The sequence below is a fragment of the Candidatus Kurthia intestinigallinarum genome, assembly GCF_003991225.1.
GTDB classification, from domain to species: Bacteria; Bacillota; Bacilli; order Bacillales_A; family Planococcaceae; genus Kurthia; species Kurthia populi.
This window is the reverse complement of the sequence record NZ_JTFC01000031.1, coordinates 205,279-218,782: the sequence shown is the minus strand read 5'-3', so window position 1 is coordinate 218,782 and position 13,504 is coordinate 205,279. Positions and strand designations below refer to the sequence as shown.

General features: G+C 39.5%; 15 protein-coding genes. 14 read left to right on the top strand and 1 reads right to left on the bottom strand.

All coding sequences use genetic code 11. From position 1 onward, the window contains the following. Positions 1–74 precede the first annotated feature (74 nt). The 3 genes from QI30_RS20445 (at position 75) to QI30_RS09700 (ending at position 2,843) form a co-directional block, all read left to right on the top strand. Positions 75–932 carry a LysM peptidoglycan-binding domain-containing protein gene (locus QI30_RS20445; protein ID WP_158621023.1) on the top strand — a complete coding sequence of 286 codons (858 nt, stop codon included), beginning with the start codon at positions 75–77 and terminating at the stop codon, positions 930–932. 125 nt (positions 933–1,057) lie between these two features. Then, a complete protein-coding gene (locus QI30_RS09705; protein ID WP_126990671.1) occupies positions 1,058–2,017 on the top strand; it encodes a YpdA family putative bacillithiol disulfide reductase in 960 nt (319 codons plus the stop codon). A 163-nt stretch (positions 2,018–2,180) separates the two neighbouring features. Further along, positions 2,181–2,843, top strand: a complete 663-nt coding sequence (locus tag QI30_RS09700; RefSeq protein ID WP_020189595.1) for a GntR family transcriptional regulator — start codon at positions 2,181–2,183, stop codon at positions 2,841–2,843. A 214-nt stretch (positions 2,844–3,057) separates the two neighbouring features. On the opposite strand, the gene QI30_RS09695 is transcribed toward QI30_RS09700, so the two are convergent. Next, positions 3,058–4,029: an asparaginase gene (locus tag QI30_RS09695; protein ID WP_126990670.1), complete on the bottom strand. Its 972-nt coding sequence runs from the start codon at positions 4,027–4,029 to the stop codon at positions 3,058–3,060. Between the two features lie 52 nt (positions 4,030–4,081). Here QI30_RS09695 and prsW point away from each other — a divergent pair, with 52 nt between their 5' ends. The 11 genes from prsW to QI30_RS09640 all read left to right on the top strand — a co-directional run bounded on the left by prsW (position 4,082) and on the right by QI30_RS09640 (position 13,485). Continuing rightward, positions 4,082–4,768 (top strand): glutamic-type intramembrane protease PrsW, encoded by a 687-nt coding sequence (prsW, locus tag QI30_RS09690; protein ID WP_126990669.1) that lies wholly within the window; start codon positions 4,082–4,084, stop codon positions 4,766–4,768. 93 nt (positions 4,769–4,861) lie between these two features. Next, on the top strand, positions 4,862–5,518 hold the full coding sequence (locus QI30_RS09685) for a flagellar brake protein (RefSeq protein ID WP_126990668.1): 657 nt from the start codon (positions 4,862–4,864) through the stop codon (positions 5,516–5,518). A 108-nt stretch (positions 5,519–5,626) separates the two neighbouring features. Then, positions 5,627–6,298, top strand: a complete 672-nt coding sequence (gene cmk / locus QI30_RS09680; RefSeq protein ID WP_126990667.1) for a (d)CMP kinase — start codon at positions 5,627–5,629, stop codon at positions 6,296–6,298. A gap of 1 nt (position 6,299) precedes the next feature. Next, positions 6,300–6,890 carry a lysophospholipid acyltransferase family protein gene (locus QI30_RS09675; RefSeq protein ID WP_020189600.1) on the top strand — a complete coding sequence of 197 codons (591 nt, stop codon included), beginning with the start codon at positions 6,300–6,302 and terminating at the stop codon, positions 6,888–6,890. Between the two features lie 87 nt (positions 6,891–6,977). Beyond that, the gene (gene rpsA / locus QI30_RS09670; protein WP_020189601.1) at positions 6,978–8,159 is read left to right on the top strand and encodes a 30S ribosomal protein S1; all 1,182 of its coding nucleotides are present in this window, start codon (positions 6,978–6,980) and stop codon (positions 8,157–8,159) included. A 179-nt stretch (positions 8,160–8,338) separates the two neighbouring features. Beyond that, the gene (gene der, locus QI30_RS09665; RefSeq protein WP_020189602.1) at positions 8,339–9,649 is read left to right on the top strand and encodes a ribosome biogenesis GTPase Der; all 1,311 of its coding nucleotides are present in this window, start codon (positions 8,339–8,341) and stop codon (positions 9,647–9,649) included. Positions 9,650–9,662: 13 nt separating this feature from the next. Next, the gene (locus QI30_RS09660) at positions 9,663–10,682 is read left to right on the top strand and encodes an NAD(P)H-dependent glycerol-3-phosphate dehydrogenase (RefSeq protein WP_126990666.1); all 1,020 of its coding nucleotides are present in this window, start codon (positions 9,663–9,665) and stop codon (positions 10,680–10,682) included. A 644-nt stretch (positions 10,683–11,326) separates the two neighbouring features. Then, positions 11,327–11,602: an HU family DNA-binding protein gene (locus QI30_RS09655; protein ID WP_020189604.1), complete on the top strand. Its 276-nt coding sequence runs from the start codon at positions 11,327–11,329 to the stop codon at positions 11,600–11,602. A gap of 223 nt (positions 11,603–11,825) precedes the next feature. Beyond that, the gene (gene folE / locus QI30_RS09650) at positions 11,826–12,419 is read left to right on the top strand and encodes a GTP cyclohydrolase I FolE (RefSeq protein WP_020189605.1); all 594 of its coding nucleotides are present in this window, start codon (positions 11,826–11,828) and stop codon (positions 12,417–12,419) included. Between the two features lie 64 nt (positions 12,420–12,483). After that, on the top strand, positions 12,484–12,705 hold the full coding sequence (gene mtrB, locus QI30_RS09645; RefSeq protein ID WP_126990665.1) for a trp RNA-binding attenuation protein MtrB: 222 nt from the start codon (positions 12,484–12,486) through the stop codon (positions 12,703–12,705). 33 nt (positions 12,706–12,738) lie between these two features. Then, complete coding sequence (locus QI30_RS09640) at positions 12,739–13,485, top strand: heptaprenyl diphosphate synthase component 1 (protein WP_126990664.1); 747 nt, start codon at positions 12,739–12,741, stop codon at positions 13,483–13,485. The last annotated feature ends 19 nt before the right edge of the window (positions 13,486–13,504 follow it).

Here is a 13,504-nt window from a genome sequence, read left to right as displayed (position 1 = left end):
GCGACGACGGAATGCTTTTCAAACGACAAAGCGCATATTATAATATGAAATGGCTATGAAAAAGGGGGATAAACATGTCTCAAAATAACTATCGAGATAAAGTTGAAGCGCATCGTCAATCCATTGAAGTGGCTGGTAGCGATGCACAAACAAATCCCGGACGTGCTTCACGTAGAGCGGCTCGAAGTGGACAAGAGAAAAAGAATAATAATAAATTAATTACAATTTTAGGCAGTATTTTTGTTCTTGTACCTGTGCTGATTCTCGTGTACTTTAGTTTCTTTGCAAATTCCGGTGATAAAACGACACAAGATTTAGCAAATAGTGATGTAAATGTACAATCAAGCAATGGCAACGGTTCATCTAATAGTGGTGCTGTTGCAACTGATGACGATAAAGACAAGCAAACAAAAGCACAACAAATAGAGCAAGAAAAAGCAAAAAAAGCAGCAGAAGCGCAAGAAAAAGCTGAAAAGAAAAAAGCGGCTGAAGAAAAAGCGAAAAAAGAACGGATAGCGAAGAAAAAAGCGGCCAAAGAAAAGGCTGCAAAAGAGAAAGCAGCGAAAGAGGCTGCAGCAAAAGCAGCAGCACAAAAGGCCGCAGCCGAAAAAGCGGCAGCAAAAGCAGCGGCGCAAAAAGCTGCGCAGGAAAAAGCAGCAAAAGAGGCCGCAGAAAAGGCCGCAGCCGAAAAAGCAGCAAAAGAAAAGGCTGCAAAAGAAGCTGCAGGTGCAGCACCAAATACAACAACATCAGCTTATCGCCAATCAATTCAAAATGGCTATTTACACAATGCCTCTGCAGGAGATACCGTTCAAAGTATCTCAATCCGTTACTACGGTTCAACAGCAAAAGCGGCACAAATCCGTCAGTTAAATGGCTTATCATCTGATAAAGTACAAGCAGGCGTAAAAATTGCCTTACCAATGCAATAAGGAATAAAGAGAGGTTCAGGAATTATTCTGAGCCTCTTTTTTAATGAGCTCGAACAAGTGACAAATTTCAAATATATAGTAAAATAGATTCGGTAAAGAATATGATATAAAAAGGAATGACAACTATGCGTCAAGAAGATGCGATTATTGTTGGCGGTGGCCCTTGTGGTCTTGCGGCAGCAATCGCTTTACAAAAAATTGGACTAAACCCAATCGTCATTGAAAAAGGCAATATCGTGAATGCGATTTATAATTACCCAACGCACCAAACATTTTTCTCATCAAGTGAAAAATTAGCGATTGGCGATGTACCATTTATTATTGAAGGTCAAAAACCAAAACGTAATCAAGCACTCGTTTACTATCGTGAGGTTGTAAAACGAAAAGATATTCAAATCCATCGTTTTGAGAAGGTCGAGCATGTTACAAAGCAAGGCCAATCATTTATCGTGAAAACATCTAAGGATACGTATGAAACACCGTATGTGGTTATTGCGACAGGCTACTACGATCATCCGAATTATATGGGCATTGACGGTGAAAACTTACCGAAAGTGATGCACTATTTCAAAGAGGGGCATCCTTATTTTGATACGGATGTACTTGTAATTGGTGGCAAGAACTCAGCAATTGATGCGGGACTTGCACTGCATAAAGCTGGGGCTCGTGTGACAGTTGCCTATCGTGGTAGTGAATACTCATCAAGCATTAAACCGTGGGTACTACCAGATTTTGCGGCACTTGCACGTGATGAAAGTATTCAGATGTTATTTAATACAAGCGTGGAAAAAATCGATGATACAACAGTGACATTAACAGTGGATGGTGAAGAAAAAGCCATTGCGAATGATTTTGTTTTTGCGATGACAGGGTATCACCCAGATCACTCATTTATTCGTGAAATGGGTGTGACAGTAGATGCTGAAACAGGACGTCCAACATTTAATCCTGAAACAATGGAAACAAATGTGGAAGGGTTATTTATTGCGGGTGTTATTGCAGCAGGTAATAATGCAAATGAAATCTTTATCGAAAATGGCCGCTTCCACGGCGACCAAATCGCTGCATGTATTGCGGCGAAATAACATTAGTGAATTAAGCGCTACTTTGCTAAGTAGTGCTTTTTTTACTGCGTTTATGTATGCAATATATTACAAGGACATAAAAATTGTCTTAGCGAAATTTGTCACGTATTTAAATGTAGTTTATAATGTATGCAATATATAAGAATTCGGGAGAGGTGACACGATGCCAATACCAAAGGACTTCATGAAACCCGCACGTTTATCAGCAAAGGAACGTGCCTTTTTACAACTACAAGAATGGATTATTGATGGGACGTTGCAACCATTAGAAAAATTAAATGATGCAGAGCTTGCGACTGCGCTAGGCGTCAGTCGTACGCCCGTACGCGAAGCATTACAATTATTAAATGCACAGGGCTTTGTTGAAATGCATCCCGGTGTAGCAACACAAGTAACCGCTGTTAATAATGCCGATGTCGAAAAGATTTTACCCGTATTAGCGGCATTGCAAGCGTTAGCTGCTGAGGAAGTATCTCAAAAAGGCGTAACAGCTTCATTTATCCAACAGCTACGCGCTAAAAATGCGGAATTTGCGTTAGCAATTGAAAGTCAAAACTTCTATTTAGCGTTAAAACTAGATGATGAATTGCACACATTAATTATTCAAGAAGCAGAAAATGAATATATTGCAAATCCTGTGTCGAATTTTCAAGCACATGTGCGCCGCTTATTCTTCCATAACTCGATTATTTTAACCGCACAATCTGTTGTCGAGCATGAGAAGTTAATTGCATCCCTTGAAGCGCAGGATGCCGAAACAGCGCATGCCATTACAAAGCAAAACTGGGTACGTGCAACAGAGGAATATGCATCTCGCACAAAATAATTATTAATAGAAACGACTGGAATACTACGACATGTCCAGCTGAAAAATAAGCATAAGAAAAGAAGAGACTTTGACAAAATACGTCGTTTTTCTTTTTTAGCGTTCGCAATAAAAAACCGGAACCGTGCCACAGCGCGATTCCGTTTTTTTATGTTCATATCAGAGGTTGTTTTTACACGTCTATCCTAGCCTCTTCTTTTGATTAGTCATGCTTTTATTGGAAGAAGCGTGACATTTCAAGTGGTTGCTGGTATTGGTTTAAGCCAATTAAAAGGCGAAGGCGTGCCTTTGGACCATTAAGACCTGTCGTGAACAGCACCCCCATGTCTTCGAGCTGCTTACCGCCACCATCATAGCCGTAGACACCTTGTGCGATACCGTTAAAGCAGCGCGACACAAGGACGACAGGCAGACGTTTTTGAATCATGCGCTGAATACTCGGAACAAGCGCAGGTGGCACATTGCCTTGACCAAGGCCTTCAAGTACAAGACCATCATACCCTGCATCGATGACCGCATCGACTAAATCGCCGTCCATTCCAGCATATACTTTTAACATCGCAACGCGTTTTGTTAAGCTTTGTACGTCAACGAATTCACGTGTAATCGGGGCATGGTGAAAGTGAATGGTCATTTTCGTTACTAAGCCAATCGGTCCGTACTGCGGAGATTGGAATGTAGATACAGAAGAGGTCGATGTTTTCGTAACATTGACTGCTTGATGAATCTCATCATTCATGACGACTAATACACCTTTACCACGTGCATCCTCATCACTTGCAACACGAATTGCAGCGACAAGATTGTACAAACCATCTGCGCCCAGCTCATTTGATGAGCGCATTGCACCCGTCATGACAATCGGGGCCTCAAATTTTGTCGTTAAATCTAAAAAGTAAGCCGTTTCTTCTAATGTATCGGTACCATGCGTAATTACGACGCCATCAAATGCTGCATGTGCGAGCTGGTCATTGATGATATCGCGCAACTTTAACATATGCTCAGGAGTCATATGTGGCGATGGTAAATTAAAAGCTTCGATTTCGGTAATCGCCGCTAAACGTTCCAATTTTTCATGTTCCTTTGTTAGCGGATTGATTGTATCAGGAACAACTGCCCCCGTATCCTCGCTAACATGCATTGAAATAGTACCACCTGTATGAATAAGTAAAATTTTCTTTTTCATGCTATACCTCCATATAATATATAATAGAAAAAAACGGAGAAGGGAGACTGCGATGCTTATCCTCTTATCCGTCGCCATTGCACCGGGGCTTGCGCTACTTAGCTTTTTTTACTTGCGTAACCAAATGGCGACCGAACCGCGTAATTTGCTGCATGCATTTATTTACGGTGCTGCGTTAACATTCCCTATTTTATTTTTACAATATGTTTTAAAAGAAGAACATATTTTTACAAATCCTATTATACAAGAAGTTTTGTTCACAGGGATTATTGAAGAGTTTTTTAAATGGTTTTTATTAATGTTAATTATTTATAACCATGTCGAATTTGATGACCCTTATGATGGGATTTTATATGGTGTGTCCTTATCCCTTGGCTTTGCGACCGTTGAAAATATACTGTACTTACTATCCTACGGTGTTGATACTGCGTTGATGCGCGCATTATTACCCGTTTCTAGTCATGCATTATTTGGCGTTGTGATGGGCTTTTATTTAGGCAAAGCAAAGTTTTCAAAGCTAAAGAGCGAGAAAACATGGCTCGTCTGGTCGGTTAGTACACCGATTTTATTACATGTTCTTTATAATGCGGTGCTGTTATTACCTGGCAACTGGGATTATATTGTCATTCCCTTTATGATTTTCTTATGGTGGTTTGCACTGCGAAAAGTAAAACGTGCACACGAGCATTTAGTATCGATATTGATGGAAAAGTCCTATAATGATGAAAAAGTAGGTTAAAAAGCCTATTTATGGTATGGTTTATAGGCGTTAAATCATGTATACTAGAGCCAACATCACATAAAAAAGTAGTTGCATAGGGGAGGGGCACCGATGGATTTTAAAATCGGGACAAATTTAACGCTAGAAACAATCAATCAAGACACGCCAGAACGCTATAGTTGTCGCGTAGTCGATGTGCTAGATGGAGAAATTTTTATTGATTATCCAATTCACAATGTAACAAAACGGACGGTCTATTTAAATGTCGGTGATACATTTCGTGTAACATTTATTGACGATAAGAAAGTGGCACATGCTTTTTTCACGACGATTTTAGGACGTAAAAAAGCAAATATCCCGATGATACGATTAGCCGCACCATCAGATGAAGACATCGAAAAAATTCAGCGTCGGGAATATGTACGCGTTGAAACGGCGATAGATGTCGCAATGCGCTATGACAATCAATTTTATCAATTTGTGACAGCGGACGTCAGCGCTGGTGGCATTGCAATTTATTTAAATCGCCTCTTACCGTTGAAGCCTGATGATGAAGTGGAATTAACACTGGTGTTGCCATTTGCAAAAGAAGAGGATGGTACGCAGTATGTCCACGTTACAGGGCGAATTATTCGGATTATCGAAAAGGATGAACAAAAAATTGTCCCCATTCAATTCGTTGATACCGATGAAGTGGATCGGAAAATAATTACGCGTTTTTGCTTTGAGCGGCAACTCATTAATTACCGCAAAGAAATGTCTTATTAATCGAAAGAGTGAGCCACCGTGCTCGCTCTTTTTTTATGTGCTCTCAATGTTCGATTCCGGGTATTATATGATACAATACTACTTTAGAAAGAAAGCGAGGAATTTAGCGTGAAAAATATTCAAATTGCCATTGATGGACCAGCTGGTGCTGGGAAAAGTACAGTAGCAAAAATTGCTGCTGAAAAGCTTCAATACACATACATTGATACAGGTGCGATGTACCGCGCCTTAACATTAAAAGCCTTACGTACAAGTACTGATTTAGACTCAGAACAAGCGATTGCAGACTTATTAAAGGACTCAACAATCGAGCTTGTACCAGCTGAGAATGGTCAACGCGTACTATTAGATGGTGAAGATGTTTCAGAAGAAATTCGTTTCCCAAATATCTCTGCCAACGTTTCAAAAGTAGCGGCACATGCGGCAATGCGTGCTATTATGGTCGTTTTACAACATGATATGGCTGCGCGCGGTGGTGTCGTAATGGATGGCCGTGACATCGGTACAGCTGTATTACCACAAGCTGAACTAAAAGTATTCATGTCTGCAACGGTAGAAGAACGTGCACGTCGCCGTTTTGAAGACAATAATAAACGCGGTATTGAATCATCTATTGAACAACTACAGCAAGAAATTGCACTGCGCGACAAGATGGACAGCGAACGCGAAGCATCACCACTTGTACAAGCGGAAGATGCCATTTTCTTAGATACAACGACATTATCAATCGATGAAGCAGCAGATGCCATTTTAAAATTAGCGAGTGAAAGGATGGCTTAATATGGAATTCTATCAATTTGCACGTGGCGTTGTAAAAACGGTACTGTTTCCATTTTATCGTGTAAAAGTAATTGGCCGTGACAACTTTCCTAAAGAAGGCGGCGTCTTAATCTGTTCGAATCACATCTCGAACTTTGACCCACCTGTTGTAGGAATTGCTGCACCACGTTCTCTTTACTTTATGGCGAAAGAAGAATTGTTTAAAGTACCTGTACTTAAGGGTATATTACCAAAGATTAATGCTTTTCCTGTTAAACGAGGCTTTAGTGATCGACAAGCACTACGTACAGCGCTAAACCTTTTAAAAGATGGCAATGTTGTCGGCTTATTCCCGGAAGGTCATCGTAGTAAAGATGGCAAGCTAGGGGAAGGGTTTAGCGGCGCGGGTTTCTTTGCGCTACGTGGTGGCGATGCTGTTGTGTTACCGTGTGCCGTCATTGGACCATATAAACGCTTCCATCCGATTACAGTTGTTTTCGGTAAGCCAATCGATATGACACCTTATCGTGAACGTCGTGCAAAAGCCGAGGAAGTAACAGCGGTTATTATGTCTGGAATTCAACAAATTCTAGACGAATACGAGCAAAAATAAAAAATAGTACGTTTGTAATAGCTAATTTTTGTTTTTAAGCGTTCTATCAACTAAAATAAAGGTAATCGATGTGAAGGAGGATTACATATGTCTGAAGAAATGAATCTGAATGAAGTAAAAGAATTACACGAAGGTGATATCGTCAAGGCGCGCGTAGAATCTGTTGAAGATAATCGCGTCATTGTATCGATTGAAAATGCAAAATACGACGGTATCATTCCAATTAGTGAGTTATCAAGTTTACATGTCGAAAAAGCATCAGATGCTGTAAAAGCGGGTGATGAGTTCGAAGTGATGGTGAAAAAGGTAGAAGAGCCATCAGCTGATTCAGAAGGCACAGGAAATTATGTTCTTTCGAAACGTCAAGTCGATGCCATCGCAGCGTGGAAAACATTAAAAGAGCAATTCGATGCTGGCGAAGTACTTGAAGCGGAAGTAAAAGACGTTGTTAAAGGCGGCTTAGTTGTTGACCTTGGTGTACGTGGTTTCGTACCAGCTTCATTAGTAGAAGATTATTTTGTTGAAACGTTTGACGATTATAAAGGGAAAACGCTGAAATTCAAAATCGTTGAAATGGATCAAGATAAAAACCGTTTAATTTTATCGCATCGTGCAGTATTAGAAGACGAAAAAGCAGAGAAAAAAGTTGAGGTCATCAATACAATTAAAGAAGGCGACGTGTTAGATGGTACGGTTCAACGTATCGCGGCATTTGGGGCTTTCGTTGATATTGGCGGCGTTGATGGTCTTGTGCATATTTCACAAGTAGCACATGAGCATGTCTCAAATGTCTATGATGTGTTAAAAGAAGGCCAAAAAGTACAAGTAAAAGTACTTTCTGTTGATCCGGTCAACGAACGTATTTCATTATCCATTAAAGATACGTTAGCAGGTCCATGGGAAGGCATTGAAGAGAAAGCGCCAAAAGGAGCAGTACTAGATGGCATTGTACGCCGTCTTGTAACGTTTGGTGCCTTTGTCGAAGTGTTCCCAGGTGTAGAAGGTTTAGTACACATTTCACAAATTGCACACAAACATATTAATACGCCACATGAAGTGCTGCAAGAAGGTCAAGAAGTTCAAGTGAAAGTACTTGAAGTAAGTGAAGATGAAAAACGACTGGCACTGAGCATTCGCGAATTACTAGAAAAAGAAGACAATGATGAGCCAACAGAGGAAGAGTATGACCTTCCTGAACAAGAAAGTGGCTTCTCATTTGGCGATCTTTTAGGCGAACAGCTAAAGGACTTTAAAACAGACGATAAATAATAAAAAGGCAGACGACTTCACATGAATTCGTCTGTTTTTCTTTTCTTTAAGACATAACTTTGATAAAATGAAATACAAATGGAAAGTATACGGATTAGGTGATGGGACGTTTCCGTACCATCATCTTTTTTGTTGCCTTATAAATGAAAGATATGAAAGCTGGAAGGATGAAGTAAACTATGACGAAACCAGTCATCGCAATCGTCGGCCGTCCGAACGTAGGGAAATCAACTATTTTCAACCGTATCGTTGGCGAACGCGTATCCATCGTTGAGGACGTAGCGGGTGTAACTCGTGACCGTATTTATAGCTCAGCAGAATGGTTAACACATGATTTTAATATTATTGATACAGGTGGTATTCAACTAGGAGATGAACCATTCCTAGAAGAAATTCGCCAACAAGCAGAAGTTGCCATGGACGAAGCCGATGTTATCATTTTCATGACGAATGGTCGTGAAGGTGTCACAATGGAAGATGAGCAAGTTGCGAAAATCTTATACAAAACGAAAAAACCGGTCGTATTAGCAGTCAATAAAGTCGATAACCCAGATATGCGTGATTTAATTTGGGATTTCTACTCATTAGGTTTTGGCGATCCATATCCAATCTCAGGGTCTCACGGTCTTGGATTAGGGGATTTACTAGACGAATGTGCGAAGAACTTCCCAGAACAAGATGATACAGATTATGATGATAGCGTTATTAAATTCTCATTAATCGGTCGTCCAAACGTTGGTAAATCATCATTAGTAAATGCAATTTTAGGGGACCAACGTGTTATCGTATCAGATGTTGCGGGTACAACTCGTGACGCAATCGATTCACCATACGAATACAATGGCCAAGAATACGTTATTATCGATACAGCCGGTATGCGTAAAAAAGGGAAAGTGTATGAAACAACTGAGAAATATTCAGTGCTTCGTGCAATGCGAGCAATTGAACGTTCAGACGTTGTTTTAGTCGTATTAAATGGTGAAGAAGGCATTCAAGAACAAGATAAGAAAATTGCAGGTTATGCGCATGAAGCCGGCAAAGCCATTATCATTGTTATGAACAAATGGGATGCCGTTGTTAAAGACGAAAAAACAATGAACAAAAAAATCGAGGAAATTCGTGAACAATTTGTTTACCTAGATTATGCACCGATTGTTTTCACATCAGCGAAAACAGGGAAACGTGTACATGATGTATTACCAGTTATTAACCGCGTACATGATAACCACACAATGCGTGTACAATCTAGTATCCTAAATGAAGTGATTATGGATGCGATTGCACGTAACCCTGCACCAACAGATAAAGGGCGTCGTCTACGCATTTACTACGGTACACAAGTAGCGATTCAACCACCAACATTCGTTGTATTCGTCAACGATGTAGAACTAATGCACTTTACGTATGAGCGTTTCTTAGAAAACCGTATTCGTGATACATTTGATTTTGAAGGAACACCAATCCGTATTATTACACGTGCACGAGACTAAAGGAGCGATAACGATGGAGAAGGTAACGGTATTAGGTGCCGGTTCTTGGGGAACTGCACTTGCAACAGTGTTAGCAGATAATGGACATGATACATTGATTTGGTCACACCGAGAGGATCAGGCAACAGAAATTCATGAACATCATACCAATGCAAAATACTTGAAAGACGTTACATTACCAGCGAATCTACACGCAACAGCGAATATGGCACAAGCAATCGAGCATGCTTCAATTGTTGTAATGGCCGTTCCAACAAAAGGTATTCGTGAAACATGTCAAAAAATGATGCAAACATTAGATAAACCTGTATTATTTGTTCATGTGTCAAAAGGAATTGAGCCAGGCTCTCTTTTACGTATTTCAGAAATTATGCGAGAAGAGTTACCGGCATCTGTTATTGAAGACCTTGTTGTATTATCTGGGCCGAGTCATGCAGAAGAAGTTGTTAAACAGCATCCAACAACTGTCGCAGCTTCTTGTGAAAGCTTAGTAGCTGCTGAGCGTGTGCAAGATTTATTTATGAATCAATATTTCCGTGTGTATACAAATCCAGATGTCATTGGCGTAGAAGTCGGTGGCGCTCTTAAAAATGTCATTGCCTTAGCGGCAGGTGCTGTTGATGGTATTGGCTACGGGGATAATGCGAAGGCTGCACTGATTACGCGTGGCCTTGCTGAAATTTCACGTTTGGGCGTCAAAATGGGCGCGAAGCCTTTAACATTTATGGGTTTAACAGGTATGGGTGACTTAATCGTTACGTGTACATCGGTACACTCACGTAATTACCGCGCTGGCTTTATGCTTGGCGAAGGGAAAAAGCTTGAGCAAGTTTTAGATGAAATGGGTATGGTCGTAGAAGGCGTACGCACAGCGAAAGCAGCACATCAATTAGCTGAAAAATACGATGTCGCACTACCGATTTCAGCTGCATTATATAGTGTGTTATTTGAAGATAAGACACCACTTGATGCGGTCGATGATCTAATGCTGCGCATGAAGAAACGTGAAATGGATGAAATTTATAATAATTAATGCGATAAAAAAAGCTAGCAAAAAAATATTTTTGCTAGCTTTTTTGTATGCGAAAATAAAATAACTAATGCAAATGACCTAAAAAAATAGCGCTATTATCTGAAGCGAAAAAGAGAAGAAACGTTGATATATCAGTAGTTCAACGATTTTCGACGTCTCTAAAACTACCATTTTATTTTTTTGCTATAAAATTGTTAAAATATGAAAAACGGATAATACAAACTTTTATCCACTAAAAAAACATTTAAAAGCGGATAATTTATACTATTTTATACAATTTGTTCGTAATATATGAACGTATGTTCGATTTCGTATATAAATAAATAAAGGTTATTTTTTCCAATAATGGATTTTTTCATTCGTAAAAGTATTTTGGTATAAAAAATATTTTTCCAAATCAACCTTTTTTAGTTGCAAAAAAGATGTTTTATCGAACATAATAAAAATATGAATAAAACAGTCGAAAACGCGTAGAAACAGCGCTATCGCAAGTTTATCGATAGGTTAAAAGGTCTATTTTAGATGAATGAGGATTAAAGTTGATGAAAGTCGGTAAAAGGAGTATAAATATGGTTGCATAGCAATATTAGAGTGTGATAATCTTTTTACATGATTTTGACAACCGTTGAGAGGAGGTGACTAGTATGAACAAAACAGAACTAGTAAATGCTGTTGCAGAAGCTGCAGAACTTTCTAAAAAAGATGCGAGCAAAGCAGTTGAAGCTGTATTTGAAACAATCCAAGATGCACTTGCAAAAGGTGATAAAGTACAACTAATCGGTTTTGGTAACTTCGAAGTACGTGAACGTGCGGCTCGTAAAGGTCGTAACCCACAATCAGGCGAAGAAATCGAAATCGCTGCAAGCAAAGTACCTGCTTTCAAACCAGGTAAAGCGCTTAAAGATGCTGTCAAAGGCTAATTTTGCGTATTACATAAAAAAGAACAGCAAAAGCTGTTCTTTTTTTGTTTTATAGAAATGTGGCGTTTCGTGAATTAGCGAAACGCTTTTTTAATTACATAAATGAATTATCCTGAAGTTGCAATTTTCTGTTGTTTTCATGTAATGAAACTTTGCTTGTGGCCTATCATTATGCTAACATCTAGTTTGAGAAATGTATTGCTTTTAATGGAGGAACGAAACATTGACAAACACGACAGAACATACAGATAACAAAGTTGATTTAGATAAAATTAAGCAAGCTGTAACGATGATTTTAGAAGCTGTTGGTGAAGATCCGACTCGTGAGGGCTTAGAAGATACACCGAAGCGTGTTGCAAAAATGTACGCAGAGATGTTTGCAGGGCTTCATACAGATGCACGTGAGTACTTTGAAACGGTATTTCATGAAGGGCATGATGAAGTTGTCTTAGTGAAAGATATTCCATTCTTCTCAATGTGCGAACATCATCTTGTGCCATTTTACGGCAAAGCGCATGTAGCTTATATTCCACAAAATGGTGTTGTAGCAGGTTTAAGTAAATTAGCGCGTACGGTCGATACAGTTGCACGCCGCCCTCAATTACAAGAACGTATTACAGCAGAAGTAGCAACGGTGCTAGAGGAAAAATTAAATCCAAAAGGTGTTTATGTTTTAATCGAAGCAGAGCATATGTGTATGACGATGCGCGGTATTAAAAAACCAGGTGCAAAAACGATTACAACGGTTGCGAAAGGGATTTTTGAAACAGATGAAGTGAAACGTTCTGAAATTCTTTCATTCATTCAAATGTCTTAAAACAGGTCTCTTTTTATGGTATGATAAAAAGAGCAAATTTTTATTTTAGAAGGAGACGGAAGGCATGGCACAAAACGATTATGTTGTTATTCGCGCTGAGGAAGATGGCGTTCATGTTATCGGTCTAACACGCGGTGATGATACAAAATTTCATCATGCTGAAAAGCTAGATAATGGTGAAGTAATGATTGCACAATTTACAGATAATACGTCTGCGATGAAAATTCGTGGTAAAGCGGAAATTCAAACAGCACATGGCGTAGCACATAGCGGTCCCAAAAAATAGGTTTCAACGAAATGAACTGAATGGAGAAATTTTATGATTGCAACAACTATCGAGCAACGAGTAGCACAATTTAAACAAAACATTTTCATGAAATTGCATCATAGAACGCTCCTTGAATATACAGGTCAACCCGTTGTTTCAGATGATGAATTATTTTATTTATTATTACCAGCACTCAATGGCGAGCGTTGGTCAGATAAGCAAGACCTTGCGGCAATAGGGGTCGCTATTAATTTAGCGGCACTTAATACGCATGAATTAATTGAAGAATTTGACGCAACATCAAAGGCACAACAACTGGCTGTATTAGCAGGGGATTTGTATAGTGGTGCTTATTATGCGACGCTTGCTGAAGTAGGGGATGTGCTTTTGATTCGCACAATTACCGAAGCTGTTGCTACAATAAGTGAGGAGAAAACGAAGCTCTATGAAAACGCACAGCAAACGATGGATGTGTGGTTACAGATGCTGACGACAATTGAAAGCGATTCAATTCGTCATTTCTTCAAACACTATCATCTTGAACAATACATTCCATTTGCTGAAAATGGCTTATTACTTAATAGACTTGCAGAGGAATTAGCTGCGTTGTCAAAAGGCGAAACTACGCTCTTTTATAAAGCGTTAGCGACACACCATGATGACGTAGAAGCGTTATTACGACAAGCACAAGAGATGCTCGCTACAACGTATGAAAATGTTGTTTCCACTTCTCCACTAGTGCATGATGATGTGAAAGAATGGATTGTAAGTCGCATTCATGAGCTAAAAACGAATTAACTTGAGAGAAGGTTGACAC

Coding starts and splice junctions, on each gene's coding strand:
- QI30_RS20445 (WP_158621023.1), top strand. CDS start 75: ATGTCTCAAAATAACTATCGAGATAAAGTTGAAGCGCATCGTCAATCC.
- QI30_RS09705 (WP_126990671.1), top strand. CDS start 1,058: ATGCGTCAAGAAGATGCGATTATTGTTGGCGGTGGCCCTTGTGGTCTT.
- QI30_RS09700 (WP_020189595.1), top strand. CDS start 2,181: ATGCCAATACCAAAGGACTTCATGAAACCCGCACGTTTATCAGCAAAG.
- QI30_RS09695 (WP_126990670.1), bottom strand. CDS start 4,029: ATGAAAAAGAAAATTTTACTTATTCATACAGGTGGTACTATTTCAATG.
- prsW (WP_126990669.1), top strand. CDS start 4,082: ATGCTTATCCTCTTATCCGTCGCCATTGCACCGGGGCTTGCGCTACTT.
- QI30_RS09685 (WP_126990668.1), top strand. CDS start 4,862: ATGGATTTTAAAATCGGGACAAATTTAACGCTAGAAACAATCAATCAA.
- QI30_RS09675 (WP_020189600.1), top strand. CDS start 6,300: ATGGAATTCTATCAATTTGCACGTGGCGTTGTAAAAACGGTACTGTTT.
- rpsA (WP_020189601.1), top strand. CDS start 6,978: ATGTCTGAAGAAATGAATCTGAATGAAGTAAAAGAATTACACGAAGGT.
- der (WP_020189602.1), top strand. CDS start 8,339: ATGACGAAACCAGTCATCGCAATCGTCGGCCGTCCGAACGTAGGGAAA.
- QI30_RS09660 (WP_126990666.1), top strand. CDS start 9,663: ATGGAGAAGGTAACGGTATTAGGTGCCGGTTCTTGGGGAACTGCACTT.
- QI30_RS09655 (WP_020189604.1), top strand. CDS start 11,327: ATGAACAAAACAGAACTAGTAAATGCTGTTGCAGAAGCTGCAGAACTT.
- mtrB (WP_126990665.1), top strand. CDS start 12,484: ATGGCACAAAACGATTATGTTGTTATTCGCGCTGAGGAAGATGGCGTT.
- QI30_RS09640 (WP_126990664.1), top strand. CDS start 12,739: ATGATTGCAACAACTATCGAGCAACGAGTAGCACAATTTAAACAAAAC.